The 25,911-nt window shown below is 41.4% G+C and carries 26 protein-coding genes; 18 read left to right on the top strand and 8 right to left on the bottom strand.

Going from position 1 to position 25,911, the window contains the following annotated elements:
- The first annotated feature begins 51 nt into the window (after window positions 1–51).
- From hldE to can, 4 genes are all read left to right on the top strand, one after another.
- A complete protein-coding gene (hldE, locus tag IYN84_RS14950; RefSeq protein WP_196140043.1) occupies window positions 52–1,476 on the top strand; it encodes a bifunctional D-glycero-beta-D-manno-heptose-7-phosphate kinase/D-glycero-beta-D-manno-heptose 1-phosphate adenylyltransferase HldE in 1,425 nt (474 codons plus the stop codon).
- 36 nt (window positions 1,477–1,512) lie between these two features.
- Window positions 1,513–1,935, top strand: a complete 423-nt coding sequence (locus tag IYN84_RS14955) for a DUF423 domain-containing protein (protein WP_196140044.1) — start codon at window positions 1,513–1,515, stop codon at window positions 1,933–1,935.
- Window positions 1,936–2,000: 65 nt separating this feature from the next.
- A complete protein-coding gene (locus IYN84_RS14960; RefSeq protein WP_196140045.1) occupies window positions 2,001–2,189 on the top strand; it encodes a hypothetical protein in 189 nt (62 codons plus the stop codon).
- A gap of 557 nt (window positions 2,190–2,746) precedes the next feature.
- Complete coding sequence (gene can, locus IYN84_RS14965; RefSeq protein WP_196140046.1) at window positions 2,747–3,382, top strand: carbonate dehydratase; 636 nt, start codon at window positions 2,747–2,749, stop codon at window positions 3,380–3,382.
- 26 nt (window positions 3,383–3,408) lie between these two features.
- On the opposite strand, the gene IYN84_RS14970 is transcribed toward can, so the two are convergent.
- Window positions 3,409–4,821, bottom strand: coding sequence for an ATP-binding protein (locus IYN84_RS14970; protein ID WP_196140047.1), 1,413 nt, complete (start codon window positions 4,819–4,821; stop codon window positions 3,409–3,411).
- Complete coding sequence (locus IYN84_RS14975; RefSeq protein ID WP_196140048.1) at window positions 4,822–5,526, bottom strand: response regulator; 705 nt, start codon at window positions 5,524–5,526, stop codon at window positions 4,822–4,824.
- A gap of 222 nt (window positions 5,527–5,748) precedes the next feature.
- On the opposite strand from IYN84_RS14975, the gene IYN84_RS14980 reads away from it, so the two are divergent.
- Window positions 5,749–6,231, top strand: a complete 483-nt coding sequence (locus tag IYN84_RS14980; protein ID WP_196140049.1) for a Spy/CpxP family protein refolding chaperone — start codon at window positions 5,749–5,751, stop codon at window positions 6,229–6,231.
- A 195-nt stretch (window positions 6,232–6,426) separates the two neighbouring features.
- On the opposite strand, the gene IYN84_RS14985 is transcribed toward IYN84_RS14980, so the two are convergent.
- A complete protein-coding gene (locus tag IYN84_RS14985; RefSeq protein ID WP_196140050.1) occupies window positions 6,427–7,503 on the bottom strand; it encodes a patatin-like phospholipase family protein in 1,077 nt (358 codons plus the stop codon).
- Between the two features lie 191 nt (window positions 7,504–7,694).
- A complete protein-coding gene (locus IYN84_RS14990; protein ID WP_196140051.1) occupies window positions 7,695–8,504 on the bottom strand; it encodes a symmetrical bis(5'-nucleosyl)-tetraphosphatase in 810 nt (269 codons plus the stop codon).
- A gap of 115 nt (window positions 8,505–8,619) precedes the next feature.
- Between IYN84_RS14990 and IYN84_RS14995 the strand changes: the two genes are divergently transcribed.
- Together IYN84_RS14995 and IYN84_RS15000 are read left to right on the top strand one after the other, a co-directional pair.
- Entirely contained in the window at window positions 8,620–9,384 is a 765-nt protein-coding gene (locus tag IYN84_RS14995) for an SDR family oxidoreductase (protein ID WP_196140052.1), read from the top strand.
- An 11-nt stretch (window positions 9,385–9,395) separates the two neighbouring features.
- On the top strand, window positions 9,396–12,155 hold the full coding sequence (locus IYN84_RS15000) for an ATP-binding protein (protein WP_196140053.1): 2,760 nt from the start codon (window positions 9,396–9,398) through the stop codon (window positions 12,153–12,155).
- A 26-nt stretch (window positions 12,156–12,181) separates the two neighbouring features.
- Here the strand turns inward: IYN84_RS15000 and rph are convergent, their stop codons facing one another.
- On the bottom strand, window positions 12,182–12,895 hold the full coding sequence (gene rph, locus IYN84_RS15005) for a ribonuclease PH (protein WP_196140054.1): 714 nt from the start codon (window positions 12,893–12,895) through the stop codon (window positions 12,182–12,184).
- Between the two features lie 147 nt (window positions 12,896–13,042).
- On the opposite strand from rph, the gene IYN84_RS15010 reads away from it, so the two are divergent.
- From IYN84_RS15010 to IYN84_RS15050, 9 genes are all read left to right on the top strand, one after another.
- Window positions 13,043–13,909: a YicC/YloC family endoribonuclease gene (locus tag IYN84_RS15010; RefSeq protein ID WP_196140055.1), complete on the top strand. Its 867-nt coding sequence runs from the start codon at window positions 13,043–13,045 to the stop codon at window positions 13,907–13,909.
- A 146-nt stretch (window positions 13,910–14,055) separates the two neighbouring features.
- On the top strand, window positions 14,056–14,706 hold the full coding sequence (gmk, locus tag IYN84_RS15015) for a guanylate kinase (RefSeq protein WP_196140056.1): 651 nt from the start codon (window positions 14,056–14,058) through the stop codon (window positions 14,704–14,706).
- Between the two features lie 130 nt (window positions 14,707–14,836).
- The gene (rpoZ, locus tag IYN84_RS15020) at window positions 14,837–15,082 is read left to right on the top strand and encodes a DNA-directed RNA polymerase subunit omega (RefSeq protein WP_196140057.1); all 246 of its coding nucleotides are present in this window, start codon (window positions 14,837–14,839) and stop codon (window positions 15,080–15,082) included.
- A 26-nt stretch (window positions 15,083–15,108) separates the two neighbouring features.
- Window positions 15,109–17,220, top strand: coding sequence for a bifunctional GTP diphosphokinase/guanosine-3',5'-bis pyrophosphate 3'-pyrophosphohydrolase (gene spoT / locus IYN84_RS15025; protein ID WP_196140058.1), 2,112 nt, complete (start codon window positions 15,109–15,111; stop codon window positions 17,218–17,220).
- A 49-nt stretch (window positions 17,221–17,269) separates the two neighbouring features.
- Window positions 17,270–17,653, top strand: a complete 384-nt coding sequence (locus IYN84_RS15030) for a RidA family protein (RefSeq protein ID WP_196140059.1) — start codon at window positions 17,270–17,272, stop codon at window positions 17,651–17,653.
- 44 nt (window positions 17,654–17,697) lie between these two features.
- Window positions 17,698–18,378 (top strand): tRNA (guanosine(18)-2'-O)-methyltransferase TrmH, encoded by a 681-nt coding sequence (gene trmH / locus IYN84_RS15035; RefSeq protein ID WP_196140060.1) that lies wholly within the window; start codon window positions 17,698–17,700, stop codon window positions 18,376–18,378.
- Complete coding sequence (locus IYN84_RS15040) at window positions 18,345–19,217, top strand: methyltransferase domain-containing protein (protein WP_196140061.1); 873 nt, start codon at window positions 18,345–18,347, stop codon at window positions 19,215–19,217. The genes trmH and IYN84_RS15040 overlap by 34 nt, the downstream gene beginning before the upstream one ends.
- Window positions 19,218–19,381: 164 nt before the next feature.
- Window positions 19,382–20,296: an adenylate/guanylate cyclase domain-containing protein gene (locus IYN84_RS15045; protein WP_196140062.1), complete on the top strand. Its 915-nt coding sequence runs from the start codon at window positions 19,382–19,384 to the stop codon at window positions 20,294–20,296.
- A gap of 10 nt (window positions 20,297–20,306) precedes the next feature.
- Window positions 20,307–20,861, top strand: a complete 555-nt coding sequence (locus IYN84_RS15050) for a ParA family protein (protein ID WP_196140063.1) — start codon at window positions 20,307–20,309, stop codon at window positions 20,859–20,861.
- Window positions 20,862–20,953: 92 nt separating this feature from the next.
- Here the strand turns inward: IYN84_RS15050 and IYN84_RS15055 are convergent, their stop codons facing one another.
- The 3 genes from IYN84_RS15055 to IYN84_RS15065 form a co-directional block, all read right to left on the bottom strand.
- Window positions 20,954–21,571 carry a hypothetical protein gene (locus tag IYN84_RS15055; RefSeq protein WP_196140064.1) on the bottom strand — a complete coding sequence of 206 codons (618 nt, stop codon included), beginning with the start codon at window positions 21,569–21,571 and terminating at the stop codon, window positions 20,954–20,956.
- A gap of 242 nt (window positions 21,572–21,813) precedes the next feature.
- Complete coding sequence (locus IYN84_RS15060; RefSeq protein ID WP_196140065.1) at window positions 21,814–22,770, bottom strand: DUF3530 family protein; 957 nt, start codon at window positions 22,768–22,770, stop codon at window positions 21,814–21,816.
- 90 nt (window positions 22,771–22,860) lie between these two features.
- Window positions 22,861–23,304, bottom strand: coding sequence for a YiiD C-terminal domain-containing protein (locus tag IYN84_RS15065; protein ID WP_196140066.1), 444 nt, complete (start codon window positions 23,302–23,304; stop codon window positions 22,861–22,863).
- A gap of 1,087 nt (window positions 23,305–24,391) precedes the next feature.
- Between IYN84_RS15065 and IYN84_RS15070 the strand changes: the two genes are divergently transcribed.
- Together IYN84_RS15070 and IYN84_RS15075 are read left to right on the top strand one after the other, a co-directional pair.
- Window positions 24,392–25,081, top strand: coding sequence for a sigma-70 family RNA polymerase sigma factor (locus IYN84_RS15070; RefSeq protein WP_196140067.1), 690 nt, complete (start codon window positions 24,392–24,394; stop codon window positions 25,079–25,081).
- On the top strand, window positions 25,078–25,764 hold the full coding sequence (locus IYN84_RS15075; protein WP_196140068.1) for a hypothetical protein: 687 nt from the start codon (window positions 25,078–25,080) through the stop codon (window positions 25,762–25,764). The genes IYN84_RS15070 and IYN84_RS15075 overlap by 4 nt, the downstream gene beginning before the upstream one ends.
- Window positions 25,765–25,911 lie beyond the last annotated feature (147 nt).

Genomic DNA, 25,911 nt, shown 5'->3' on the forward strand with positions numbered 1-25,911 from the left:
GTTCAATCTATGTTATGATCGGCCCAACTAAAGAATAGCTAATAGAGTTTGATGAAAACATCCCTTCCTTCTTTTGAGAAATCTCACGTTTTAGTCGTCGGTGATTTGATGCTTGATCGCTACTGGTATGGCGGCAGTACTCGTCTTTCTCCAGAGGCTCCTGTTCAGGTTGTCAATGTGGGTAATGTTGAAGAAAGACCCGGTGGAGCAGGCAATGTGGCGCTCAATATTGCCAGTTTGGGCGGGAAAGTGTCTTTAGTTGGTATAACAGGAAAAGATGAAGCCGCTGAGCAGTTAAAAACAGGGTTGACGGGAGCGAATGTAAGCTGTGACTTTGAATCTATTGCCGATTTACCAACCATTACCAAGCTACGCGTTATTAGTCGGCAGCAGCAGCTGATCAGGATGGATTTTGAGGAAAAATTTAATGGCCGCGGCGTATTTGGAATTGCAGAAAAAACCAAACGACATATTAAGCAGGCAGGTGCTCTGGTTTTGTCTGATTATGCCAAAGGGACGCTTGAGGATGTTCAGAGACTGATTGAAATAGGTAAAGCACAAAATATTCCTATATTGGTTGACCCTAAAGGGAGTGATTTTTCTCGCTATAAGGGGGCTACTATTGTTTCGCCCAATTTAAGTGAATTTGAAGCGGTGGTGGGTCACTGTCGGGACGAGAAATCTTTGGTCGAAAAGGGACAGGCTTTATTAAAGCAGCACTATTGGGAGGCGTTACTCATCACTCGTGGAGAAAAAGGTATGACTCTTCTGCGTGAGGGCAAGCCCGAGCTGCATTTACCAGCTATGGCACGAGAAGTGTTTGATGTGACCGGTGCCGGCGACACTGTTATTGCGACTTTAGCCTGCGCCCTAGCGGCAGGGAGTGAGATTGAAGATGCGGTAGCATTGGCCAATATTGCAGCCGGAATTGTTGTACTTAAACTAGGAACTGCGACTGTCAGTCGACATGAAATCCGTCGAAGCATGCGAACTCGTGGTGAGTTGGGGTCCGGAGTGATGAGTGAGGAGCAGCTTAAAATTGCTGTTGATGAGGCGAAGGCTCACGGCGAGAAAGTTGTAATGACAAACGGCTGCTTTGATATTTTACATGCCGGACACGTTTCCTACCTGCAGGCGGCCAAGCAACTTGGTGCCCGACTTATTGTTGCAGTTAATGACGATCATTCTGTGACCGAGCTGAAAGGGCCTGGTCGTCCAGTCAACCCGCTTAATCGACGTATGTCGGTATTGGCTGCGCTTGGTTCGGTTGACTGGGTAGTATCATTCTCAGAGTCAACTCCGCAGAGACTGATTGAGTATATTTCTCCTGATGTACTGGTAAAAGGTGGAGACTATACGCCAGAGCAGATTGCAGGTGCTGAGCATGTGAGAGCCAATGGTGGTGATGTCCGAGTCCTCCCTTTTATTGATGGAGTTTCGACTACCAAGATCATTGAGTCTCTTAATGGAAAGTAAGGTATCGACTAGCATCCACATACATGAGCAAAAATAATGAGCGGACATGCGCCAATACGCCAACTAGATAAAAGTATTATCGTAGTCGGGGGCCTGCTGGCACTTCTTTCAGTGTTGATAGGGGCTTTCGCCGCGCACGGATTGAAGGCTCAGCTACCTGACAATGCGTTGAAATGGGTTGAAACAGGTGCTCGCTATCAGATGTATCATGCGCTGGGTATGATTCTTATCGGGGTATGCTCCTGGCTCCAACCAATAGCAAGGAAACAGCTTGAATGGGCTGGTATTTTGCTTGGTGCCGGAGTCCTGTTATTTTCGGGTTCTCTCTATATTCTCGCCTTAACTTCCTATAAATTGTTAGGCGCGATTACGCCAGTAGGTGGCATCCTGTTTATTGCTGGCTGGACTTTATTTATTTACTCCATTGCCAAAATACCTGATGAGAAGGAGTTGTGTTGAGGCCTCCCTAATGAGCTGACTCTAACATAACCATCTTATTTGACTAACTATTGAGGAGCGCTGGAATGAATAGAAAGAATCAACCCTGGATAGCCAGGCTTGGCTGGTTGATTTTGTTGATCGGTCTTGTTCTTTACATAGTTCCGCTATTTTATGAGCAAATTGGTTTTTATTCAGGTCTTCTAGCATTTGCGCTTATTTTTATAGGTATTACTTTATTGAAGTTGCGTAAAGATCAGATTAATCGCCATTGAAATTATTGCTGGCAGCCGATATTTTCATTATTTCTGATTTTTTCCGGTTTCTAGATGTGAGATATTTCCTACGTTTGTTGTAAGCCATGTCTGTTTGGATGTGAAGTGATCATCACTTTGTTATTCCCGACTTTTACCTTTCATTGACCTCTTCAAAATCTATCTTATTGATAATTAATAAGTTTATATTTTGGGAATAATTGAGCGACTAGGATAGCGTTGGCGGAGTTTGAAAAGGCAGGTTGTGATTTTTGCTGCTGAATATATCCTGTAATTAAGCGTTACGGATGACGCCGGAATCAAGGGAAACATGGGACAGGAATCCCAATTCAAGGAAAAGAAGTTCAAGGAAGGTGCAGGGAGCGACTCTTTCAATGGATGAGAGAAAAGCATGCGAGGGCGACTTAGGTCGCCCTTTTTTATGGGGCGAATTTCTCTAAAAGCATTCGCTTTCACTCTTTTTCGCTCACTGGTTTGTCCTGCATCAAACTATTCCTGGTTCTGATTCGTTAACTATTCCGTTAGAATAGAGCCTGATTGAATTGTAGGAAAGTTTGATGAGTCAGAGAATTGAGCAGCTAATAAAAAATAATCGCGAGTGGGCGAGTCGTTTTGAAAAATCAAATCCAGGCATCTTCGATAAACTTGGTAAACAACAAAACCCGGACTATTTGTGGATTGGTTGCTCAGATAGTCGTGTTCCCGCTAATACCATTATTGGTCTGGATCCGGGTGAAGTTTTCGTACACCGAAACGTTGCAAATATTGTGAATCACTCTGATTTGAGTGTGCTTTCAGTGCTTGAATATGCTGTCAGCGTGCTTAAAGTAAGTGATATTATTTTATGTGGCCATTATGGCTGCGGTGGTGTTAAGGCTGCTTTGGAAAGTTGCGAGCATGGCATTGTTGATAACTGGTTGCGAGGTATTAAAGATACTTATCAAAGCCACCGCGAGGAGTTCGAAGCCATTAGCATTGAAGAGGAAAGAGTTAATTATCTTTGTGAGCTGAATGTTATCAAACAAGTGCAGAATATTTGTCACACAACGATAGTACAAAATGCATGGAAATCCGGCCAGAAGCTTTCTGTGCATGGGGTCATTTACGGTATCAACGATGGAATTTTAAAGGATTTGAAAGTCACTACGAACTCCATTTCTCAACTTGAACCAATCTATCAGCTTCACGACTAGCTCTGCAGCAAAGAGAAGCTTTATTATCAAGAGTGTAGTTGCTGAAAATTGACCAGGATTCTCAAGCCGTGAGGTCTTACATTTTCAGCGCTCACTTTGCCTCCGTTTAGCTCGAATGCTCGCTTGGCTATTGCAAGACCTAAACCAACTCCGCCATGCTGATTCGAACGGTCGCTATCGGGTCGATAATAAGGATCGAATATTCTGTCGATTTTTTCAGAAGAAACTCCTGGTCCGTTATCTTCCACTAATAGTTGATAGCCGCTTTCTGTTTTGTTTAATCGACAAATTATTTTCCCTTTTAGTGGAGTATACTTGATTGCATTTCGTAAAATATTCTCCATACCACTAAGAATAGCTTCTTTATCGCCTATTAGAGTACAGTTTTCAATTATCTCTTCAGTGATCACAAGATTCTTTGCCTGTGCTTCAAAGCGACCATCTTCTATTACAGCTCTGAATAATAGGGCCAGATCGAAAGAATGACGTTCACTGTGAGCTTCCATCATTTCCAGACGTGATAGTGCGAGCAGGTTATCCAGCATTTCATTCATTTTGTCACTATCATTCTTGAGTTGTTGAAGATAGTTATCGAATCTGGGATCTGTTTGCTTTTCTAAAACAGCTAACGCTATTTTTATTCGACTTAGTGGAGAACGCAGTTCATGGGAAACGTCACTGAGCAGTTGTCTTTGAGAATTAACCAGTGATGCAACGTGTTGTGCCATGGTATCAAACTCCACGGCCAGCTCACCAAATTCATCTCTGCGCATTTTTAGATGTGAAATTTCTTCACTTGCCTCCAGGTTCTTTCTTAAAGAAACGGTTGCGTGCTTGAGCGCTTTGATCGGTCTGGTAAAAATCCACGACAACAGGAAGCTAAGGGGAAAGCTGATCAGAAATACAATAATGAGTAGCGAAATAGCAAATTCATGAAAAAAGCGGGTAACCAGACTTCTGCTAAATCTTGGAGGAGAATGCTGAGTATAAAGCCAGTAGCTTTCTCCATTAATTTCTATCTCTAGCCCACCGAGAAAGGCATCGCCTTTTTGTATTGCCGTCATCGGACGTCCGGCTCGAATAACTCTGCTGTGTAAATCGCTGAGTATTTGTGGAATGGGTTGTTTTGAATAACTCGAGCCTTCCAGAGTCAAAAGGAAAAACTGCTGCCTTCTTCTAGCGGTTTGATGTTCAACGTTTGTGCGAGATATCTGTCGTTTGAGTTTTCTTGCAGTTTGACTTAATTCATGCTCCATATGTGGTGGGATATAGTCAAATCGTATTTGATTGCTTTTGAAGAAACCAAAAAAAAGACTGAGGGTAATAATGATTACCAGACTAACCCAAAACCAGACCAAAATCTTCCAGAAGAGTTTAATCCGAATTCTTGGATTATCGATTTTCGAGTTATTAAGCGTCGCTTTACTACTACCTGACATCTAGTTAGCATCCCAAATCAGATATTGATAGCCGCTTCCTCGGACCGTCTTAACTCTTGGTTTATCTTGAGCGAAGTCGCCTAGCTTTTTTCGCACATTGCTTAAATGCATATCGATACTTCTATCAAAGGGTTGCAACTTTTTCCCCAAACATTGTTCGCTGATAGTCTCTCGCTTTACCAGTTGGCCGGCGTTTTCCATCAGGAGTTTTAATAGTTCAAATTCTGTGGATGTAAGCTCTACCTCATCTCCCTGACAATACACCTGACGATTGAGTGGATCAATTTCAACTCCGTTAATGCTGAGTTTAACGGTTTCAGAAGATTCTGGTTCATCACTTTTGGTATGACTACGTCTGATTATTGCCCTAATTCTAGCCACTAACTCTCTGGGATCAGCAGGTTTACCGACGTAATCGTCCGCACCCATTTCCAGTCCTACAATTCGGTCAACCTTCTCGCCACGAGCTGTGAGCATTATTACAGGTAACTGGCTATTTCGACGAATTTCTGCCAGAGTCTCAAAACCATTTTTACCCGGCATCATGACATCAAGAATTAACAGATCATATTTATTTTCCAAAATTTTATTAATGGCTTGATCGCCATTTTCTACCAGGTCTATTTCAAAACCTTCCTGTTGAAGATAGTCTTTAAGCAGACGACCTAAATCCAGATCATCGTCGGCAATTAGCAATTTACTCATAAATATCAAGTTTTCATTCATTGAGTTGGATTATTTTTACTCACTGTTGAGTTTATCACAAAGATATCGCATGGAAAGATTGGGTTAAATGTCTTTACATAACCTTTACATTCGCTTGACTCATGTTTGCAAACCAGGCGCTAAACTAGATGCTGTGAGGGTTACAACAGTTTACACCCTGATTTTCTTAAGGTTAGTTGATTATTCTATTAGGAGCGAACAATGAAGATAAAGAATTTGGCTATTGCGACACTATTAAGTACTGCAATCATGTCGTTGCCCACGGTTTACGCAAAGGCAGATGATGACGGAGAAAATGTAAGAGAATTTCCCGGTAAGATGCACAGAATGGAAGGGAGACATCATGGCTTTAAACGCATGCTTGCCCATGTAGGATTAACTGATGAACAGAAGTCTCAGATTCATCAATTGAAAGAGAGCAACAAAGAAGCAGTTGAAGCTCGCCATGAGAAGATCCACGAATTAAAAATGCAAATTCATCAGTTGCTTAAAGGAGACGAAATCGACAGACAGGCTGTTAAAAACTTAAGCTATCAAGTTGCAGATCTGAAAGTTGAGCAAGCCATCATGCACGCTGGGTTGAAAAAGCAAGTACTGGCAATGTTGACAGACGAGCAAAAGTCGAAAATGGAAGAAATGAAAAAGAAGCGTATCGAGCGAATGAAGGCTCATATGGATATTTAGTTTTATTCCCTTCCTTGCCACCTGATCTTGTGTTCGGCTAGTGTCGAATCAAGATCAGATTAATACCTGTCTAACTGGGAGCTCTCTATTTTTATTATGGACAGGTTTTTGGATCGTGATTTTATGTGCCGCAAATATTAGAAAATTTCCCGAACAAAAGAGACTTCTTACAAGGTCATATCCTTAAACAGAAATTTAAAGAATACTTTCTATGGGAATGATATTTTCCAAACCTTTCCCTGTATCGACTGCTGCCTGAAAGTCTTCTGCCATTAGGTGACTTTTATCTAAAACCGTTTGCCAATATTTGATTCTGGTTCTTTCATCGAAGCTTTCAAAATCTTTGCGGTCTGATATCTTTCGATAAGGCAAGGAATTTACATGTTCTTCTGAAGGTGTAATTAATATTACATTATCGAAATTTTCTGGGTTGGCTCGACGATTTTTCAGTTTTTTATCGAACCATCCCGGTTTTACGATCGGAAAAAAATGCGGATAAAGCACGAGCTTTTCACTATTGAAATTGATATCCAGGTGATAATCGACAATTCCTCCATCGCGGTAAACCCCTGAAGGAGCTCCTGGTATTTTGGTAATTCCTCGCAACACCATGGGGATTGCGCCTGAAGCCATAAGCGTTTGATGAATATTGTGGCTGGATAGGGGAATAAATTCCGTTGGCATATCTTCAAAACTAAAAAATGGTCTGGCAAAGCTTGCGTTTTTTGTATAAAAAATGAATCGTTCAAAATGCTTGCCGATTCTTTGGCGAGAAAGAGCGTTCGCAGTTGCGGCTTTTAGAAGACCTGTTAACTGGAGCAAACGGTTTTCTGATTGTGACATCCCTTTGGCACGGGCGACAATGAAATGGCTTTGGACGAGTGTACTGTTTGCAATTTCCTCTTCGCCGGTTGTCCCAAGAACCTTATCCAGCATTTGAATGGCTTTGTCACTGATTTCGTGCACATCAGGCTTGCTTGAATAGGTTTCGTGAGAGTAATGGTGTGCAAGACGCTTGATTGCGCCGACAGGATCTTCCTGTGCAAAGCATGCCATTCGCCATGCTCCCGCGGATGAGCCAATGGTATGAATTGGATTCTCCCTATTTGCAAAGAATTCACCGAAAAGGTAACAATCCAATCCATAAAGTGTAAACCATTTCGGGCCGCCAGATGCTCCAGCCATGACATCAAACATAGATTGATGGATACCATTTTGCTGTATTTGTTTTAACGCTTTATTACCTGCATACAGGCTTATCGATGAAGTCATTCTGCGGAAAGCTATAATCTTGAGTCTATTGGTGGTAAAGCATACGGTATAGTGTAAAAAAATTCATTAGATTTCAAAAATATACTCAGCAAATATACTCGGGAAAAGCCGCGGGTAGGGCGTCGCAAAATCAATGGAGAATCTTTCCAAATTGTATGGCATCGCACTTAAAAGTTGCTGATAGATTCAGACTAATCTTCCTTTGAGTCTACTCGAAACCATTGTTTATCTTCCAGTCGAAGTGCCGAAAGTTGACCTCTCCATACGCAGCCAGTATCAAGAGCAAATAACCCTGGTTTTGATACTTTTCCTTGTAGCGATGCCCAGTGGCCGAATAATAATTGTGTATCAGAAGGGATACCTAAGTCGAACCAGGGGAGCAAATGCTTCGGTTGTGTACCTGGGGATAACTTATTCTCCAGATCCAGTCCTCCTTTTTTATCGCAAAACCGCATTCGTGTTAGCGCATTGGTAATAAACCGTAAACGATCCATTCCATTTAGTTTTGGAGACCAATAGACAGGCTCGTTGCCATACATTGCTTTAAAAAAAATATTCGCATTAGGAGATAAAAGGCAGTCGCTAACTTCTTTGGCAAGTGCCAATGCAAGATCCAGGTTCCAATAAAATGGAATTCCGGCATGAACCATTGTGAATCCTAATCTATAATCATGGTAAATAAGTGGTTGCTGCCTTAGCCAATGGGTCAGGCACTTTCTATCGGGTGAATTTAGTATGCTTTCGAAAGTGTCTTTAGGTCGAGGTAAGTGCTCCCCTGATTCGACCGCAAGAAAGTGAAGGTCATGATTACCCAGAACACAACGAACCGACTCTTTATGTTGATACAGGAATTTCAGGGTTTGAAGTGACTGTGGTCCTCGGTTTATTAGATCTCCGGCGATCCACAGATTGTCCTCTTTGGGATCAAAGTGAATCTTATTGAGTAGCTCGAGCAAAGTTTGATAACATCCCTGGATATCACCTATTGCATAAGTAGCCATTATTGTCTGTATTCTCTCGCTAGCAAATTTAAAGTGCGAGTTTAACCGATATTCGACAAGAATAGTAAACTTGGTAAATTGGCACATTATACTGGTTTGTTTTTTAGGATATTTGATGACAAAAAGTAATACAAATAGAGTTGCAGTTATCACTGGCGCCAGCTCTGGATTCGGGTATGCCACTGCAGTTAAACTAGTTGAGCAGGGGTGGTACGTTATCGCCCTGGCAAGACGGCTTAACAGGCTAGAAGAGCTGAAAACATTATTAGGTGAAAGTAATTGCGAAATTCATCAGCTGGATGTTACTGATGGAAAGCAGGTCGAAACCTTTGAAAACTATCTGCTAATGAATCAGATTAATGTGCATCTATTAGTCAACAATGCAGGGCTTGCGTTAGGTCTTGAGCCTGCTCATAAAGCTTCCCTTGATGACTGGGAAGTTATGATTGAAACCAATATCAAAGGATTGATAAAAATGACTCGCGCATTGCTACCGGCTATGGTTGAAGCAAAATCCGGTCATATTATTAATCTGGGTTCTATCGCTGGTACCTATGCATACCCCGGGGGAAATACTTACGGTGCGAGCAAAGCATTCGTCGCTCAGTTTAGTATGAACTTACGAGCAGACTTGGCAGGTACCGGTATTCGGGTAACGAATATTGAACCTGGTTTAGCAGAGACGGAGTTTTCAGTGGTCAGGTTTCATGGAGATAAAGAAAAGGCTGATAATGTCTATCAAGGACTAGAGCCCCTAACAGCTGAAGATATTGCTGAGTCAATCGTTTGGGCTGCGAGTCAACCTGCTCATGTGAATATAAACAGGATAGAACTAATGCCGACTTGTCAGTCATTTTCTCCTTTGGCTATTACTAAATAGCGTGGTTCTAGATGGATTGGCTGGCAGGGATAAGCAATCAAGATAAGGTGGATCAGAGACAGCTGCTAAGCGTACTGGTTTTTTGTCTGCTTTCTGCCGCTATAGGATTTCTTCTTAATTTATACCCAATCGAGCTATTCAGTGAACTCACCCTTATAGCCGGACCTGCTTTGAGTATTTTAGTGGCGCTATCCATCAGTCCCTTGGCTGGCGCGTTGGTTTCCGTTGTTGTTTCCAGTGCATTGATCGTTAGTTGGCACCACATTTTTGGCTTCCTGCTGTTTGTTCCCGAGGCATTTGTTGTTGGTTGGCTTTTTCGTAAAGGCTGGAACGAACTTCTGGCTGTCACTTTTTATTGGTTAATTCTTGCAGTGCCATTTGTGGTTTATATGGTGGTGGTAAAAGAGCTGGGTGGTTTGGGATTTGATGTTGCTGGAAAATATTTACTGAATGCTTTCCTCTATACATTGATTGCTTCCGCTATTCTCTGGTTTTTTTCTATTCCTAAACGATTAAAATTAAAGCCAGGCAGGCAATTTAATTTGCGTACACAGGTGTTCACTATCTTAATGGTCTCAATGACTCTGCCTATTGTGGCTGCGATGCTCCAATTGAGTAAAAGTGCATTAGCGAGCTTTAAAGAGCGCTCAGAAAAAACGCTACAGAGTTATACCGAGCAAGCAAGGCAGGTACTCGACATTTATCTGGAAAACAGTACTTTTGTGGTTCGAAAACATGCGGAACTATTAAGTTTAAAAGATAAGGAAGACCGTTATTCAAACTTGCAATTAAGGGAGTATCAAAAGCAAAACCCAGAGTTTATTTCAATGTTTATTGTCAATGACCATGGGGAGGTTGAGAGTTATACACCGATAGAGCAGCTACCCGCCGGTCGTCCTGACATCAGTGATCGAGAGTATTTTCGACAGGCTATTAACGGAAACTTATATATGTCACAAGCTCTCAGAGGACGTGCCTATGGTTTTCCTCCAATTGTAACCATTAGTGCACCTATATGGGATAGTGAAAAGCAACGCGTTGAGGATGTTATGGCGGGTTCTCTGGACCTTAGTGCGATTGGAGAGTTGATTAAAAGCGCGGTCGTACTGACTCCCGTTTTTAAGAAGCTTGAACCCGAAATTATCATCACTGATCAAACTGATAAACTTATTTTTTCCACAACTCCGTTAAAAATAAAAATGCTGGATAGGCTACATAGTAACCCTATTGCTTCTAGAGATGCGCCAGGCTTTTTCTCTGTTGATTATATCGAAGACGAAGTTGTAGAGTTTCGTGCTACCACCGATTCTGGATGGGTCATTCGAGGAATATTTACCGCAAAGAAATTTAATCTGATGGCAAGAACTCGCTATCATCGACTCAGCGCATTGATCTTAATTGTGATAATAGTCGTTGGAATATTGGCAGCCTTTATTTCCGCACAGTTAAATGGACCAATCAGTTGGCTTTTGAAAAGAACGGTAGAACTCGATATTTCAAAAGAGCCTCTGGAAAAACAAAGATACCTCTCACCTTATATTCCATCTGAAATGAGTGAACTGGTGAGAGCTTATGAGTCCGCCGAGCGGCGTTTAAGAATTGCTTTTGAAGCAGAAAAACTACAACAGCAAAAAGCGATTTCTGCAGAGCGAGCTAGCCAGGAAAAAAGTCTTTTTGTCTCGTCTATGAGTCATGAATTGCGCACTCCACTGAACGCCATTTTGGGTTTTTGTCAGTTACTCAGGCAGGAACCCGACTTAAGTCCTGATGTTGATGAGCTAAGTAACGAAATCTATCTTGCATCACAGCACTTGATGCTACTTCTGACCGATATTCTTGATTTATCCAAAATCGAATCTGGAAAACTTGAGCTAAAAATTGAGGACATTGATCTTGTTAGCATTGTGGAAGACTGCATCAAAATGATGAGCGAGCAGGCAAAAATAAGTAGTATATTACTGGAAACTGAATTGCCTGAGAGCGCTGTATTTGTCAAAGCCGATCGTTTGAAGTTAAAGCAGATCGTTCTAAATCTATTAAGTAATGCGATTAAGTACAACCGTCCCAATGGAAAAGTGACTGTAGCGGTTCGAACAAAAGAAAATAATGGAAGGGCGGTAATCCGAATCACTGATAATGGTGTAGGTATATCTGAAGAAAAACTGGAACACTTGTTTCAGTTGTTCGAAAGACTAGGACAGGAAAACCAGGATATCGATGGCTATGGGATCGGTTTGGCCGTCAGCAAGAAATTGACAGAGGCCATGAATGGACAAATTCATGCTCAAAGTGAGCTCGGGGTTGGTTCATGCTTTGAAGTTTCGTTACAAAAGGTCGACACTCTCCGAATGAGAGCTAAAGACAAATCTTCCAGCCAGTCTTTTGAAATCTCGCCTTGCAGGGTTTTATATGTTGAAGATAATGAAGTCAACGCGATAGTTATGGCTAAAGCAATGAGTCGTTATCCCGAAATATACTTTGTTCGAGAACCTGACGGAAAGAAAGGTCTTGAACGATTATCTCAGGAAACTTTTGATTTTGTTCTTCTGGATATTAGTTTACCTGATATAAGCGGTTTTGATATTTTAAAGAAAATGCAGCAGGAGTACCCGAATGCTTATAGCCATGTTTTTGCCGTAAGTGCGAACGCTCTGGCTGAAGATATTAAAAAAGGAATGGAGGCCGGGTTTGATGAATACATAACCAAACCTGTTCGATTTGATATACTTTTTCGTAGCATTGAAAAACGCCAGCACGGAAGGCTGGCGTAAATTACAACTAAGTTCTAGTTTAAAGCTTACCCTAACGCTGATTTTTGTATATGAATCAGTTCGGTGATGCCTTGCTGGGCCAGGCTCATCATTTCCTGTAATTCTGCTTGTGTGAAAGTTGCTCCCTCTGCGGTTCCCTGTAGCTCGATGATTCCTTTGTTCTCATCCATAATAATGTTCATATCTGTTTCTGCAGTAGAGTCTTCTGCATAGTCAAGATCGAGTACCGGAGTTCCCTGATAGACACCAACAGAGATGGCTGCGATCATATGCTTTAATGGATTTGTTTTAACCATCTTGTTTCTCAACATATGATTGAGTGCATCTACCAGAGCTACACAGGCACCAGTTATTGAAGCTGTTCGTGTACCGCCATCAGCCTGGAGAACATCACAGTCGATTGTAATAGTGTGGTCTCCAAGCATTTCGAGATCAACAGCTGCGCGTAAAGAACGACCAATCAGTCTCTGGATTTCCTGGGTTCGGCCACTTTGCTTACCTTTGGCAGCCTCTCTTATGTTGCGGCTATGTGTCGCTCTGGGCAACATACCATATTCAGCAGTTAACCAGCCTTGACCTTTCCCTTTGAGAAAACGTGGAACGCCGGTTTCTACTGATGCATTACATAGAACTCGCGTTTCACCGATTTCTATTAATACAGAACCCTCTGCATGGTTGGTAAAATTCCGGGTAATTTGGATAGGACGCAATTGATTACTGGTTCGGCCGCTGGGTCGCATAGGGTATGGCTCTTAATATTTGGTTGAACAGGCTGCGAATTTTAACCAAATTTGCTAAGATTTAATATGTCTTATCGAAATTAACCCTCCCTTTGGTTACAATCGGTCTTCCAACGCTCCGGCTATCAGTGTAATTAGGTAAATTTTATGATCAGAAGTATGACTGCATTTTCTCGACATACCATTGAACATCAATGGGGAAATGCAACCTGGGAAATTCGCTCGGTCAACAGTCGCTATCTGGAAACCAACTTTCGTTTACCTGAAAGTTTTCGCTATCTTGAGTTCAGATTAAGAGAGAAGCTTCGCAGTAAACTGCAGAGAGGTAAGGTTGATTGTACGCTTAAGGTTGATTTTTCCAGTGCAGAAGTCGGTGAACTTGCGGTAAATACTGAGCTCGCAGAAGCATTAATTCAATCACATCAAACTTTGCAAAGACTTGCAAAAAGTGAACAGCCGCTAGATTTAACTCGGTTGCTAAGTTGGCCGGGAGTGACAAAGACCTCGGAAATCGATGCTGAGCAGATGGAAAAAGACCTGCTGGCTGGTCTGGATGAATCGATTGCCCAGCTTATTTCAATGCGAGAAAGAGAAGGACAAAGTTTAAGTGAGATTATCCTTCAACGCTTGCAATCAATGTCAACTCAGGTCGCAGAAGTCCGCAAAGAGATGCCTGAAATCATAAAGTGGCAACGAGAAAAGATTCTCGCTCGTTTTGAAGAAGTAAAGTTGGAGTTTGAAGAGCAGAGAATTGAGCAGGAAATGGTCATGGTTGCACAGAAGATTGATGTGGATGAGGAACTCGATCGTCTAGATACACATATCAAAGAAGTTGGTCGTCTGTTGAACAAAGGTGGGACTATTGGCCGCAGGTTGGATTTTCTTATGCAGGAACTTAATCGAGAAGCAAACACTCTCGGCTCAAAGTCTATCAATGCTAAAACTACCAAGGCTTCAGTTGAGCTGAAAGTCCTTATCGAGCAGATGCGTGAACAGATCCAGAACATCGAATAAGCGTATATATTGAATAAAAATGGCTGGCGGTTTAAGCTTAAAACCGGTCTATTAGACCAGCCAATATTTGCATTATTCGAGTCAGGCGATTTTGAGTCAGGTAGTAATGCAGCAAAGTGAATTAAACCAATCGATTACAAGAGTTTATGCGATCAAAAGAAATTGAGTCAGAGTCAGGTAGTCTCTCTATAGGAACTCTTTATGTTGTTTCTGCGCCCTCAGGTGCAGGTAAAACCAGCTTACTCAAACAGTTGATGACTGAGATACAGGGAGTTGAAACCTCCATTTCACACACGACTCGGGAAAAGCGAAGTGGAGAAGTCGATGGCGTTGATTATCACTTTGTTTGCAAAGAGACCTTTCAGCGATTGATTGAGGAAGAGGCATTTTTTGAGCATGCAGAAGTTTTTGGTAACTACTACGGCACTAGCAAGGCTTCAATCCGTCAACAGCTTGAAAGTGGGATTGATGTGATTCTTGAGATTGACTGGCAAGGAGCCCGTCAGATCCGGGAGCAGCTACCGGAAAGCATATCAATATTTATACTACCACCTTCGAAAGAAGCGTTAAAAGAGCGACTCGAGGGGCGTGGTCAAGATGATGAGAGTGTGATTCAACGTCGAATGATGGCTGCTCAAAGCGAAATGTCACACTATGATGAGTATGATTATCTGGTGATTAACGATGATTTTGCACAGGCGGTTAACGAATTAAAGGCGATTTTGGTCGCAGAAAGACAAGAATTATCGCGCCAGCAGCAAAAACACGCTCAATTGTTGAGCAATCTTTTGGACTAGCGCATAATTTAGGGTAAACTATGCGGCCCTTTTTTGAGGGAGCCGTTATTTTCCGTGATTATTAAGTTTTTATTCGGAAAAGTTAATAACTATCGGTTTTTTATCAACTATTGATTATTTGGAGTCACTGATGGCGCGAGTTACCGTCGAAGATGCCGTAGATAAAATTGGAAATCGTTTTGATTTAATTATGGTTGCTTCCAAGCGAGCAAGACAGATTGCGACAGGTGGAAAAGATCCCATGGTAGATTGGGATAATGATAAGCCTACTGTCGTTGCTTTGCGTGAAATAGAAGAAAATCTGGTTACAACAGACAATGTTGATCGTCTGGGTGCTAGTCACACTGAAGAAACCAGCGAGCTTATTGAAGAATAAGTTTTACTCGATTTCTGGAGGCTTGGGTGTATCTGTTTAGTGGGCTTAAAGAACAACTTCTAACCTATCTCGAGCCCTCCCAAGTTCAAGAAGTTCAGGACGCTTACGTTTTTGCCCGTGATGCTCATGACGGGCAGCTTCGCTCAAGTGGCGATCCTTATATTACCCATCCGGTCGCAGTGACCAAAATTCTTGCTGGTTTACATCTTGACAAACAAACTTTAATGGCTGCTTTGTTGCATGATGTTATCGAAGATTGTGATGTTACCAGAGAGGAACTTGCTGAAAAATTTGGTGAGAGAGTTGCTGATCTTGTCGAAGGGGTGAGCAAGCTTACACAAATCAAATTCCGATCTCGCGAAGAAGCACAAGCGGAAAACTTCCGTAAAATGATGATGGCGATGGTCGAGGATTTGCGTGTTGTTCTTATAAAATTAGCTGATCGACTCCATAATATGCGCACTCTTGGTTCTTTGAGGCCTGACAAGCAAAGACGGATTGCGCAAGAAACAATTGAAATTTATGCTCCCATAGCGAATCGACTTGGAATGTATGCGATGCGTATGGAGCTCGAAGAGCTTGGATTTGCAGCCAAGCATCCAATGCGCTGGCGAGTGATTCGAGAGTCGGTCAAAAAAGCACGCGGAAATCGTAAAGAAATCATTAGCAGCATCAGTAACAATATTCAAAGTCGTCTCGATGCTGAAGATATTGATGCTGAAGTTAGTGGGCGCGAAAAATCTCCTTTTAGCATTTATTTGAAAATGCAGGAGAAAGTCGGCGAAAAAGTACGAGTCTTTAATGACGTTATGGACGTTTATGGCTTTCGGGTTATTACTGACTCTGAAGACAACTGCTACAGAATTCTCGGACAACTTCATAATCTATATCGGCCTGTTCCGGGACGTTTTAAAGATTATATTGCAATTCCAAAAGCTAACGGCTACCAATCATTACACACGACGCTTAAGGGACCCCATGGTTTACACATTGAAGTTCAGGTTAGAACTACAACCATGGATCAAATGGCAGAAAATGGAGTTGCGGCTCATTGGTTATATAAAAGTGGAAGCAATATAAATCGTGCCGAAGTCAGGGCTCGAGAGTGGATGCGAAACCTGATGGAGCTGCAAAAGAATACCGGGGACTCATTAGAGTTTATTGAAAGTGTCAAAGTAGACTTATTTCCAGGGGAAGTTTATATCTTTACTCCTAATGGAAATATAATCGAATTACCCAAAGGCGCTACGCCGGTGGACTTTGCCTATGCCATTCACACTGATGTTGGCAACACCTGTATTGCCTGTAAAGTTGACGGTAAGATTTCGGCTCTGAGTAGTCAGTTGAGTAATGGGCAAACCGTTGAAATTATTACTGCGCCGGGAGCCAAACCTAACCCCGGATGGTTGAGTTATGCGACTACTAGTAAGGCTCGCTCGAATATCCGCCATTTTATCAAAAACCTTCGTCGTGATGACGCGATCAAACTTGGGCGACGATTACTGGAAAAAGCGTTGGGCGGTATTAGTCTCAATGACGTGGATCAAGATGCGATCAAGCGCGTAGAAAAAGAGACTCGACACAAATTCGACGATATATTGGCTGAAATAGGCTTGGGTCAAACCGCCAGTGTTATTATTGCACATCGTCTCGATCCTGAAGTCGAAACAGCACTGAAAAAACATGAAGATTACAATCGTCCGCTAGCGATTAAAGGAACAGAAGGAATGATGATTGAGTACGCCAAGTGCTGCCATCCGATTCCTGGAGATCCAATTGTAGGAACGATTAGCAATAGTGGCGGATTTATTTTACACCGTCAGGATTGCCATAATGTAGCAAATCATGAAGATCAACTCGACAAGTATGTTCCGGTACAATGGGAGAAGGATGTTGAAGGAGAGTTTAGAGTTGAGTTACGCGTTGACGTCGTTAACCAACACGGAGTATTGGCTAAAGTTACTAGTCTAATTGCCGACGAGGGGGTCAATATCGTTAATATTGAAATCGATCCTAAAGATGGTACAACAAATCTACTTTGCTTCCTGATTGATGTTAAAAACCGACTACACCTTGCTAATCTGATACGCAAGATTCGCTTATACGATTTTGTCATTAAAGTCTCGCGCCACCGTTAATTGTCTATTATTCTAGGCGCCTTTCAAATTATGAGATTAAGGAAAAAACATGGGTAAACAAATTATTAATACTGAAAATGCACCAGCGGCAATCGGTACATACTCTCAAGCAGTAAAAGCCGGTAAAACAGTCTATCTGTCTGGACAAATCCCGCTTGACCCAAAGACAATGGAATTTGTCAGCGAGCAGGTTGATGAGCAGATTCACCAGGTTTTTAAAAATCTTTCTGCGGTAGCAGATGCTGCTGGTGGTAGTCTTAATGATGTGGTCAAGTTAAACATATTCTTAACAGATCTAAGCTGTTTTCCAACAGTCAATGAAATAATGGCTGAATATTTTGAGCAACCATATCCTGCGCGTGCGGCGATAGGTGTGAAAGAGCTACCTAAGGGTGCGCAAGTCGAAATGGATGCCATCATGGAGCTTTCATAAGTTGAAGCACACAATAATACACGACTAATATCTTTGTGATTACTATGGCATCAAGAAACGACAAAATCATCGAATTATTGTCTAAAAGACAAAAGGGTATCACCGTTTTTATGGACGAAGTTCATAAGCCGCATAACCTTGCCGCTATAGTTCGGACGTGTGATGCTGTTGGTATTGGCGAGGTGCACGCCGTTTATCCAAAGGGAATGATGAAGTCCTGCCACGGCACTGCCATGGGAAGCAATCGTTGGGTTGAAACTCATACTTATGAAAATCTTGAGTCGGGAATCGGCGAGCTCAAGTCGCGCGGAATGAAAGTGTTAGCTGCGCATTTTTCTGAGCGAGCCGTAGATTTTCGGAGTATAGACTATACTCAACCGGTTGCTTTACTTGTAGGTTCTGAAAAGTTTGGTGTTAGCAACGAGGCGGCCGAACTGGCAGATGAGCATGTACTGGTTCCGATGCTGGGGATGGTACAATCGCTTAACGTTTCTGTTGCCACAGCAATTATATTGTACGAAGCCCAAAGACAGAGAGAAGCTGCCGGCCTTTATGATTCTCAACAAATTGATCAGGAAACCTTCGAGCGACTGAGGTTTGAATGGTTACATCCTCAAGTGACAAGTTTTTGCCAAAAGCATCATATCCGTTATCCTGTCATTAATGACGACGGAGATATTGAGGACGAAGAATGGCATCAAATTCGCCAGCAAGTTCAATCCTAGAAAGTTTTCTCCATCATATTGACTGTCCGATTGTTGATACTCGCAGTGAAGGAGCGTTCACTCAGGGTCATCTAAAAGATAGCTGTAACATACCTTTAAATGAGTTGCTTGTTCGTATGCATGAGCTCCCCAAGCGCTCGGTAACGATTCGACTGTGTGAGGAGTTCGAGCATATTGAAGAGGCTCGAACTGTGCTTAATAAGGCTGGCTATCAAGTAGTCGCCGAATTGCCCTGGAGATCTGATGTTGCCGATTTAGCTGACCGGAAGGGGCTTGTTGAACAAGGTGCTCTATCAAAAAGGCTTTGGCAGCCTGCGGCCGTCATCCAGTATTTTTGTGAAAAGTTTCCTTTAAATTGTGAACAGCCCGGCCATGCACTGGATCTGGGATGTGGGGCGGGACGGGATGCCACCTATCTTGCACTAAATGGATGGCAAGTAACAGGTGTTGATTATTTGCCTGGTGCTTTGGAAAAGTTGCGTTTAATGGCTAAGAGAAATAGGGTTTCGATCAATACTTTTCGATATGATCTTGAAAAAGATATTTCGCCTGCACCATTTTTCTCAGCACAATATAACTTGATTTGTGTAATTCGATATTTGCATAGACCAATACTTCAGCAAATTAAACAAGCGATTGCGCCCGGAGGCTATATTGTTTACCAGACATTTATGCAGGGCTGCGAAAAATTTGGTAAACCTAAAAATCCTAAATTTATTCTGAAAAGTGACGAATTAGCGAAGGTATTTTGCGAGTTTAAAATACTACTTGATAAAACCGAGTATCTTGAAGACGGTCGTCCTACCAAAGTATTTATCGCGCAAAAAGCTGCCAGTTAAGCATTTGTCGAATTGGGTATTTAACTACTTGAATCAGAGATTGCCGGAATAATACAATACTACTGGTTGCAATTGGTCTGCGGTGCTCTTTTATACCTTTTACAGAAAGAAGTTAAGTAATCAATTTGGTATTGATCCAAATACATATTGTGGTGCGTCAGTGGATGGGAAAGCATACGGATACTATCGAAAAAGCAATTCTTTTCGCAGATATTGAAGGGAGTTCAGCTTTATATCAATCATTAGGCAATCGAGAGGCCAACAACATTATTAGTGAGTTGTTGGAAGCTTGTCGACGCTTCATTTGTCAGTATTGCGGTAAAGTTATTAAAAACATTGGCGATGAAATAATGTGTGTTTTTCCTGATGCCTCTTCTGCAGTGCTAGCTGCAATCAAAATTCAAAAGCAGTTTTCCTCTCATTTACTAAGAAGTCGTTTAAAGCTCAATATTGGTGTCGGTTTTGGGGAAGTAGTTTCTCATAGTTCCGACGTTTTTGGGGAAGCAGTGAATCAGGCTGCATTGCTAACTCAGGTTGCTGCAGGTGGCAAAATACTGATCTCGAAGCCTTGCTATTTAGCATTAAATGCAAATGCATCTATTTATGCCCAGCCCTATGATTCCATTTGTTACAAAGGGAGCCTTTCGGTAAGTGAGGTCTTTCGCATCTATTGGCAAGATGAGCAAAGTAGAAATCAGGAAACATTGCTAACCAGTGTTCACATTGATGAGTTGTTAGAATCGGCTCATCTAACGGTTACCTGTTGTGATCAAGTATATGAGCTAAGTAAAGATAAAACCCCTTTTTATTTTGGGCGGGATTCCGAAAATTGTGATTTCTTACTCGAAGACAGTGCGATATCTCGTAATCACTGCCATATTGAGATGAGTCGTGGTAAGTTTACCTTAGTGGATCATTCTACTAACGGTTGTTATCTGGCTAATGGGGAACAACCAGATGTGTATATCAGACGAGAGTCATTTCCAATCCTGAGTCAGACTAAGCTCTCTTTAGGTAGAAAGTTGGAAGAGAATAGAGAAAACATAATAATATTGAGCGTTTCATACCCGAAGCGTTAAGGAAGCTGTAATGAGAAGAGTGGCCTTCTGGTCTCCTAAAGGAGGAGTGGGTAAAACTACGCTAGCGCTAAATTTTGCTGCCGCAGCGTATTTTGCTGGAAATAAAGTTCTTGTTTGCGATATGGATCCTCAGCAATCAGCAATTGATGTATTCCAGGAAAAACAACTGCCATTTTCGGTTGTGCCTGGAATTCCACAAGTCATACCTAATGTTGATTTTGTCATATATGACCATGCTCCAAATATTGAAAAAATTCCGGCGGTCGAAACCATTGTTTTGCCTATGCGAGCCAGTATTCTAGATTTAAAGGCCGTTAATCGAAGTTTCCGCCTTATCAGAGATAAAAGAGTGATCAAATGTATCAATGCAGTTGATACTCGGCGCCAGGAAGAAAGAGTGTTAGCTATGAAGCTTTACTCTGAGGGTGCTCATTTAATTAAAGATCGATCGATCTATGTGAGAAGTTTGGCGCAAGGTAAGACTGTTTTCCAGCAAGATGTATATGGCAGTCGCGATGCGCAAAATGAGTTAAATCGATTGTTGGAGCGTATTATTAATCCTTAGGCACTCAAAAATACAGTGATGTTTAAATATTTAAGGTATCAAACAATAAAAAAGGGAGCTTGAAGCTCCCTTTTTTGTATTTCCAGAAAGAATTAACCTTCTTTTTTAGCAGCAGGCTTTTTCTTCTTTTTCTTAACAGCTTTCTTAGGCTTTTGAGCAGCTTTAACAAGCTTGGCTTCTAAACGAGCCATCGCTTTAGCTTGCTTGTCTTGAAGACGTGCAACAGCAGCTGCGTCTTTCTTTGCTTGAGCTGCAAGCTTACCTTCAACAGCTTTGATTTGCTTAGCCATTGCAGCAGCAGCTTTAGCTTCAGCTTTAGCAGCTTTGATCACGTCTTTGTGAGCTTTAGCAGCAGCAGCAGCTTTAACTTTAGCAGCAGTCGCTTTTTGAACTGCAGCGCGAGCAGCCTTTTTAGCAGCAGCATTCTTCTTTTTCTTAACTGCATCTTTCTTAGCTGTAACAGCTTTAGTAGCAGCGGCAACTTTAGCAGTAAGAGCTTTTAACTTGCCTTCTTCTTTCTTGACGCTAGCAGCAGCTTTTTCAGAAGCTTTAGTTGCAGCAACTAATGCTTTAGAAAGACCAGCAGTTGCTTTTGGAGCAGCAGCTTTCTTGGTTGCTTTCTTTGCTGGCTTCTTAGCTACCTTTTTAGCAGCTACTTTCTTAGTTGCTTTTTTCGCAACACCTTTCTTTTTCACAGCACCTTTGGCCATTTTTGTTCTCCACTTGTTTTTGAATGTAAGAATCTCCAATCCGAAGTTTATATTTAAGTCTCGATAAATTCAAAAAAAAATGGCAAAAAAACTAAAAAAAGACGAAAAAAATTGCATTTTTTTGTCAATCCAGTAGCGAATTAAAGTAATTGACCAGAATTTTTCTAAAATTGGATCATAAAGCAGTTTTTAGCGCGGGAGTTTTTTAATCGCTATTAGCAAAAAAATCGAAACATTTTCTTCTACTTTTGTTTGTTTTGCGCCGTTATCCAACCTGTGATCGTTTTGCCGATCATGACACTTTCTTCCTGTTGATTATACGGACTTAAAATACTCCGATTGAGTCGTTGAAACTTACTTTTCCAAAAGCCATTTGCAATTGCCTTTGTGAAGGGGGCTGAATTGATTCCTTCCTGTAGAAAGATATAGACCGGTGCACTTTGACTTTCAAACTTTGATTTAAGCTGCTCTTCTCCTTTGTTAGGAACCTCGGGTGCTATTAGGACCAAATGTGTAAAAAAATTACTGTTTTCGTTATTAAGCATCCAGAAAGCATTTTTTTGGTTTCCGATTAATAGCACAGGGCGTTTACTTCCTGGTATTTTGGCAGAGACTTTGCTCATTAGCTCATTAAAAAACTTCTGATAGGACTGACTATTTGCAAAATAAACTTTAGTTAGTCCAGTCGCTCTACCAATGCCATTTGATTGACCAGAATCGTCACTGATGTTTTCCGTGGAGGGGGAGTTGTCTGAATCTTCGCTAACTTTATTCGTTTCCAAGGGTAGGGTTTGCGAAATATCTGGATAATCAGGTTCAGGAATTGCAGGCACCCATACTTGCCAGCCTAAAGAGCTTAGCTGAGTAGATAAAGGAAAAGTGAGACGCTGGTGTGCTGGATTTTCTCCCTGTGCATGAAGGATGATTGCGTTTCCCCGATCTTTTCTTCCTTTAGAGAGGTATTTTAAAAGTAAAATTTTGCCCTCTGCTATATCAATCCACTCTGCTTCATCCGCCTTATTATTTTTACTCAAGTATTGAAGGTCTGTTGAAAATGAAAAAGAGACTGCGGGAGGCAATTCACTTTCCTGGCCGCTCGCGCTATTGGCTTCCTGCTCCTGTGACAAAGCATTTTTGGAAAGAAGAATACTTAGGATGATCGTAAACCTAATCAGGTAAGAGTATTTTGGGTGCTGCATTTGTCAGTAAAGAGGCATCAAAAGGACTTGTTCCTATAAATCTAGATACAACACACCAAATACGCAAATTTTACAGTAGTATTTATCTACTTAAGAGCATTTAAATACGAAGCTAACTGTAAGTTTTGCACAGACCTCCCCGTTACATAACAACTCAACTTTCTGTTTGAAACCACAGCTTTTATTATTGTCCAGACGTTTCACTAGTTTCTGGTACTGTTCTGAGTCGCTAGAAAGACTTGCCTGACAGGTAAAGTTTTCATTGACCGGCTTGAAATATTTGATATTTGCTTCGGCTGCGACAAGTTCAGTATTGTAATGGTGTTGATCATACCAACACTTCAATAGGGTCCAACCTGTAGCCATTGCTGCCGCATAAATGCTTCCAGCGAAGCCCGTGCCATGTACATTAATATTGGGTGCTAACTGAGTTGAAGTCGTTATTTCAAATTCTGATAGTGTCAGTATCGACCACTTCATATATTGAGTGAGAGGAATCGTGCTATGGACTAATGACTGATATTTTTGTAACAAAGGAGTACCTCTTTATACATTTATCTACGACAAATTAAATGGAATTTTGACGCAAGCCTTAGCCTGATAACAACTCTTTTCTGCTATCAACTAATGGTATTGGCTGTAGGATACTTAAATTGATAGCTTTTGCGAATACTTCCTTTGTCCTTTATTAAACGCAAACCTGAAGAGCCAATTGAAAGCTTGGAATAATAGAACTTCAGATCGAATGGTCTAGTTCAGTTGAAGACAGCTCCCCTTTTTACTGTGTTTGAGCAAAGAGGAAATAGGAACAGAGAGTGCGATTGCTACGAAAAGCAAGCCAAATTTACTATATATTTTTTAGAAAAACTGTCTGTTTGGGTTGTGGCGGTAAGCTGATTTTAAATCTTGATTAGCAATATGAAGTCTTGGTATAGAATGCGATATCGAGAGTTTTTCTAATCAGGAAATAAAACGTTCAACTTTACCGAAGTACTTAATATAGGGGCACTTGAAGAGTAACTGGACTCCTGGTGTTTGGATTGTTCATCATTAATTCTAGTGAAGTTTAAATATCATAGATTGATTCTGGACTCCCAATCCCCTCCATCAAAATGAGCAATGAATACGACTCATAATTCAGTGGGGTTCAAATGCTTCTTTTTACCTGGTTTTTCATGCTGTTGAGAATGTTCCAGTTCATTAGTATTTGCATGATGTAGAGCACGAGTAGCTTAGAGGGGGCAATCACGGAAGCAAACTGGTAAACATTGACAGTGACTTGTTCGAATCAACGATTAAAGTCCAGAGAGTTCACCTATGACCCAATATTATTGAAAAGCGTTTCTAACAAATAGAGCTGGATTTTTTTTGACATATCCCTCTTGCATAGAGACAGCAAGTATCAACGTTGACTTGAATGTCGCTTGAATATTAACAAGCTTAACTTCATGAGAAAAATATTCATATTTTGACCCCCATGTGGACGATTTGCCGTTTATATCATTAGAATCAATCTTCAATGGCTGCTCTGGTATCTATTTGAATGTGAGAAATTTACCGTTGAGAGTTCTGTAAAAGTAGAAACTATATATAAAGTATATAGAATTCTGGGTGTTAAACATTGTTTGAATGCAAGTTGAATTGTTCGGAATGGGGAGAGATAGCAATTAATCAGGTAGGAGTTGCGTCAGATAGTTGGCAGATGAACTCTTCTATTGCAAAAGAGAGCGAATTGCAGTTCACTAGCGCAATGAAAGAAGAGTTGACCAATGAACAATTGATGTTGAAGTACGCCAAAGGCGATGGTAAAGCCTTTGAAGAACTGTACGCGCGACATAAAGGTGGCTTATATCGCTTTTGTCTAAGACAATTGAAGAATGAGTCGAGAGCTGAAGAATGTTTTCAGGAAGTATGGATGAAATTAATCAATAGCCGGGTCAATTACCAACCGAAAGCACTTTTTACGACCTACCTTTATCGCATCGCACAAAATCATGTGATTGACCTTGTTAGAAAAGACAAAAAATTGCAGAACGATGTTGAATTGGAAGAGGAGTTTCATTCTTTATCTGGCAGTGAAAGTCAGCAAGATTTAAGTGCCAGCCTGATAAGTGAACATACTCAGGAAAACCTTAGAAGAAAAATAGAGTCTTTACCGCTTGAGCAAAAAACCGCGCTGATTTTGAAACTGGATGGAGGCTTATCTCTTGAAGAAATAGCAAACGTACTGGACTGCGGTCGAGAAACTGTAAAAAGTAGATTACGTTATGCGACAAACAAGCTAAAAAGTTTGCTTGGAGAGTTATCATGAATTTGCGACCAGAAGAAGAAATTAATCACTTGGACGCGTTTGAAAAAGCCTATAAGGAAGCTTCTAATGAGCTTCCGCATAGTGATGTCGATAAACAGATTATTGCTGCTGCTTATAGAGAGCTGGATAAACCAAACTCTAGACGATTGCCGTCTAATAGTTGGTGGAGAAGACTTTCTCTGCCTGTATATGCCTTAGGAACATTAGCGTTTACCGCATTGGCGACTAAATGGTTATGGAATGAGCCGGTTCGAATGCCGCCGGGCACCTCTCCAGGTCCCGTCGAGATAGAAGTAGTAACTGATACCAATACAAATGATATGACTGACTATAAGCCTCGAGAGCCGAAAAAAGCACCAGAATATCAAGCTCCTGAGTTTTTGCCTGAAAGTCAGACGACCAGAGTAACTGGTTCAGGGTTGAAAGTACCTGATAATGGAAATACAGTAACTCAATTGCCTGAACAAGAGTCGTTGGCGTCACCCCGGGGACAGGGTGGGAAACTTAAAGTAGAGCAAGTGGCAAAGTTGGAGTATCAGACTAAGGAAGAGTGGGCTAAAAAAATTATTGAGCTGTACAAAGAGGGCAGACAAGAAGCTGCTCGCAAAGAGTTGACCCGCTTTAAAAAGAAATATCCTGGATATCCAATTGATGAGCAGTTAGAAGCTTTACGGTCTATGTAGAGTAGATGGTAGAGGCTTTTTTGAGCAATTCTTAAGCAGCGAGGCCGTTGGAATTCATCACATCAACTGGTCGGAGGAATAAATCTATTCCTCCTCGAGCTTCTGTCAAAAATTAAAAAAGGTTCCTATTTAACCAATAAAGCCTCT

The organism is Aliikangiella sp. G2MR2-5 (genome assembly GCF_015687155.1).
In the GTDB taxonomy this organism is placed as follows: domain Bacteria; phylum Pseudomonadota; class Gammaproteobacteria; order Enterobacterales; family Kangiellaceae; genus Aliikangiella.

Excerpts from the sequence above, each read along its gene's own strand:
- hldE (WP_196140043.1), top strand. The coding sequence starts at position 52 with ATGAAAACATCCCTTCCTTCTTTTGAGAAATCTCACGTTTTAGTCGTC.
- IYN84_RS14955 (WP_196140044.1), top strand. The coding sequence starts at position 1,513 with ATGAGCGGACATGCGCCAATACGCCAACTAGATAAAAGTATTATCGTA.
- IYN84_RS14960 (WP_196140045.1), top strand. The coding sequence starts at position 2,001 with ATGAATAGAAAGAATCAACCCTGGATAGCCAGGCTTGGCTGGTTGATT.
- can (WP_196140046.1), top strand. The coding sequence starts at position 2,747 with ATGAGTCAGAGAATTGAGCAGCTAATAAAAAATAATCGCGAGTGGGCG.
- IYN84_RS14970 (WP_196140047.1), bottom strand. The coding sequence starts at position 4,821 with ATGTCAGGTAGTAGTAAAGCGACGCTTAATAACTCGAAAATCGATAAT.
- IYN84_RS14975 (WP_196140048.1), bottom strand. The coding sequence starts at position 5,526 with ATGAGTAAATTGCTAATTGCCGACGATGATCTGGATTTAGGTCGTCTG.
- IYN84_RS14980 (WP_196140049.1), top strand. The coding sequence starts at position 5,749 with ATGAAGATAAAGAATTTGGCTATTGCGACACTATTAAGTACTGCAATC.
- IYN84_RS14985 (WP_196140050.1), bottom strand. The coding sequence starts at position 7,503 with ATGACTTCATCGATAAGCCTGTATGCAGGTAATAAAGCGTTAAAACAA.
- IYN84_RS14990 (WP_196140051.1), bottom strand. The coding sequence starts at position 8,504 with ATGGCTACTTATGCAATAGGTGATATCCAGGGATGTTATCAAACTTTG.
- IYN84_RS14995 (WP_196140052.1), top strand. The coding sequence starts at position 8,620 with ATGACAAAAAGTAATACAAATAGAGTTGCAGTTATCACTGGCGCCAGC.
- IYN84_RS15000 (WP_196140053.1), top strand. The coding sequence starts at position 9,396 with ATGGATTGGCTGGCAGGGATAAGCAATCAAGATAAGGTGGATCAGAGA.
- rph (WP_196140054.1), bottom strand. The coding sequence starts at position 12,895 with ATGCGACCCAGCGGCCGAACCAGTAATCAATTGCGTCCTATCCAAATT.
- IYN84_RS15010 (WP_196140055.1), top strand. The coding sequence starts at position 13,043 with ATGATCAGAAGTATGACTGCATTTTCTCGACATACCATTGAACATCAA.
- gmk (WP_196140056.1), top strand. The coding sequence starts at position 14,056 with ATGCGATCAAAAGAAATTGAGTCAGAGTCAGGTAGTCTCTCTATAGGA.
- rpoZ (WP_196140057.1), top strand. The coding sequence starts at position 14,837 with ATGGCGCGAGTTACCGTCGAAGATGCCGTAGATAAAATTGGAAATCGT.
- IYN84_RS15030 (WP_196140059.1), top strand. The coding sequence starts at position 17,270 with ATGGGTAAACAAATTATTAATACTGAAAATGCACCAGCGGCAATCGGT.
- trmH (WP_196140060.1), top strand. The coding sequence starts at position 17,698 with ATGGCATCAAGAAACGACAAAATCATCGAATTATTGTCTAAAAGACAA.
- IYN84_RS15040 (WP_196140061.1), top strand. The coding sequence starts at position 18,345 with ATGGCATCAAATTCGCCAGCAAGTTCAATCCTAGAAAGTTTTCTCCAT.
- IYN84_RS15045 (WP_196140062.1), top strand. The coding sequence starts at position 19,382 with ATGGGAAAGCATACGGATACTATCGAAAAAGCAATTCTTTTCGCAGAT.
- IYN84_RS15050 (WP_196140063.1), top strand. The coding sequence starts at position 20,307 with ATGAGAAGAGTGGCCTTCTGGTCTCCTAAAGGAGGAGTGGGTAAAACT.
- IYN84_RS15055 (WP_196140064.1), bottom strand. The coding sequence starts at position 21,571 with ATGGCCAAAGGTGCTGTGAAAAAGAAAGGTGTTGCGAAAAAAGCAACT.
- IYN84_RS15060 (WP_196140065.1), bottom strand. The coding sequence starts at position 22,770 with ATGCAGCACCCAAAATACTCTTACCTGATTAGGTTTACGATCATCCTA.
- IYN84_RS15075 (WP_196140068.1), top strand. The coding sequence starts at position 25,078 with ATGAATTTGCGACCAGAAGAAGAAATTAATCACTTGGACGCGTTTGAA.